The sequence below is a fragment of the Luteibacter sp. genome (genome assembly GCF_051958795.1).
Classification (GTDB): domain Bacteria; phylum Pseudomonadota; class Gammaproteobacteria; order Xanthomonadales; family Rhodanobacteraceae; genus Luteibacter.
In genome coordinates, this window is sequence record NZ_JBQCFT010000435.1 from 1 (window position 1) to 2,597 (window position 2,597).

1 protein-coding gene and 1 pseudogene are annotated in these 2,597 nt (G+C 62.6%); both read right to left on the reverse strand.

Annotation, left to right across the window (positions count from 1 at the left end):
• A partial coding sequence (locus ACTHLF_RS21530; protein WP_440330329.1) for a TonB-dependent receptor plug domain-containing protein occupies nt 1–1,146 on the reverse strand: 1,146 nt, incomplete at its 3' end.
• A 503-nt stretch (nt 1,147–1,649) separates the two neighbouring features.
• Nucleotides 1,650–2,597, reverse strand: a pseudogene (locus tag ACTHLF_RS21535) (TonB-dependent receptor); the annotation flags it as partial.

Below are 2,597 nucleotides of genomic sequence, written 5' to 3' on the forward strand. Positions count from 1 at the left end.
GGTCGCGTAGTCATACTCGTAGATCGAAGCGTCGTAGTTCTGCTTGTTCGACGCGCCGGTGACTTCGAGGATGTTGCTGTCGTTGATGTTCCAGTCGATATTTCCGTAGAGCTTCGGGTTGCGATAGCTCTGGCTGTAAACGAACGGCGCGGCCGAGCTGGTGATCTGGTCACCCGAGCGACGCTCCTGTTCGGCAGCGAGGAAGATGTACAGGGTGTCCTTGATCAGCGGGCCGCCGGCGTAGACGGAGTACGTCTGGCGATCCAGCTTGTCCTTCGCGTTGTAGTCATACAGCTGGCCGGCCTTGGCGCCAACCTGCGAGTAGTAGTTCATCGGGTTGGCCTTGGTGCCCTTCGGCTCCCAAAGCACCTGCGCACCGAAGTGCCAGTCGTTCGTGCCGCGCTTACCGACCTGCGAGATCACGCCGCCCGACGAACGGCCGTATGCCGCGCCGTAACCGCCAGCCAGGATTTCCTGCTGGTCGATGGCGCCGTACGGCAGGGTGATACCGCCGAAGCCGCTGAGCGGATCGGTCGTGTTGAAGCCGTTGATGTAGTACGCGTTCTCGGTGACGGCCGAACCGGCGATCGAGACCAGGGCGTTACCGGTCGGGCCCGTGAAGAACGAGCTGCCGGCGACGGCGCCCGGCGCCAGCAGCGCGATGGCTTCGGCGGTGCGGGCCAGCGGCAGCTTGTCCAGCTGCTGCGAAGTGATGACGGTACGCGAGTCGACCGCGCTGACGTCGATCGAGGGCAGCGAGTTGGCCGAGACGGTGACGCCTTCGAGGCTGGAGGCGTTGGCGGCGCTGGCAGCGGCGACGAACGAAACGTCGGTACCGGCGCCGACGCGCAGGGTGACGTTCGAACGGGTGTCCACGGCATTGCCGCCCTGGCTCAGGGTGACCTTGTAGTTACCGAGCGGCAGCTGGCCGATGGTGTAACGGCCCGACTGGTCGACGTTGACGGTACGGGTCACGCCCGTATCGCTGGTGGCGGTAACGGTCTGGCCGGCGGTGGCCGAACCGAAAATGGTACCGGTGGTGGCCTGCGCGAGGACCACACCCGGCGCGGCAGTACCGAGCGCGATGGCAACGGCCAGCGCGGAACGGCGGCTCAGGACGCCTGCGCGAGAAATACGCGAACTCATCAAATACTCTCCCCAGTGAAATATCACTACCGCAATAAATCGCGGCAAGCCGACCCCGACCCGGTACGCACCAGGTTCTAAATGGATCGGCGGTTAGAAATCCCCTTTAAACAGCGACATCGCGGAAACGATGCCACTCCCCGAAGTACGCCACTGTCCGTGACGTAGGTCATGTATACGTAAGAAAACGCCTACGTACAACATGAAAATTTCACACTAGCGGCACAAATCGGCAATTAGTTACGTGGCAGCTATTTAGTAACGCGAGAAACCGTCTTTAGGATCAGGCTCTTATTGGGCAAATAGCTGACGAAGCAGGCTTTTTCTTAGACTTTTACCTACGAAAAATTCCTAAAAACTCGCGCGGCACGCGCTGTCGCAAAAAAAGCCCCCGGCGGGCACCGGGGGCGATCTGGGGAGTGAATCCTTCCGCCGTGCGGCCGACATCCGTGTCGACCGCCTGGCTTTTTCTTGTTGTAGCGTTACCTGTACTGCGCGCCGGCTTAGAAGTCGTAGCGGGCGGTGAAGCGGACCGTGCGCGGATCGGTGTAGTTGAGCTCGCGCAGGTAGGTCGGGCTGCGCGTCGTACGGCTTGCCGCATAGCGGAAGTTGTACGTCGTCGGCTCCTGCTTGTTGAACACGTTCAGCACGTCGATCTGGAAGGTCAGGTGGCGATCCAGCCAGGTCGGGGTGTAGGCCGCGTTGATGTTGACGAGGTACTGGTACGGCGCCGAACCATGCGAACCGCGCGGCGAGAACTCGTAGCCCGGCTGGCCCGGCAGGCCGCAGAACCAGTAGAACGAGCCGTTGTACAGGCCGCGGTCCGCGGTCGGGTAGAAGCTGGTGCAGTTCTTCGGACGACCCGACGAGATGTTCGCGTTGACGCCGAAGCGCAGCTCATCCGTCGCCTGGTAGTAGCCGAAGAACTTCAGCTGGTGCGTGCGATCGTTCGGCAGTCGGCCGTTGGCGCCGACCATCAGCTGCGGCAGATCCCAGTCCTGCGTGACCGACACGTCCGCCTGGCCACCGTTACCGGTATCCAGGTCGGAAGCCAGCTGGCCTTCCGTGTTGCCGTAGCTGCGCGACCAGGTGTAGTCGATGCGGCCGTACCACTTGTCGGCGAACGGATGCTCGAGGTACAGGTCCAGGGCGTAGTACTTACGCTTCAGGTTGCCCAGGCCCAGCTCAGCCTTCGAGTAACGACGCTCGACGAAGGTGCCGTCATCCTGCAGCTGCAGGAACGTGTTGCCCTGGCCCGGGTTGAACAGGAAGCAGGCGCCGCCGAGTGCCGGGGTGCAGGTGTCGTCGATGGCGCTGCGCAGCTGGCGCCAGGTGAGCTTCACACCCCAATTGAGGGACGGCGTGAGCGCCTGGTCGAGGCCCGCGATGTACTCGTCCTGGTAGTGCGACTTCAGGCCCTTCGCCGCGACCGTGCGGGGATCCGGCGCAAT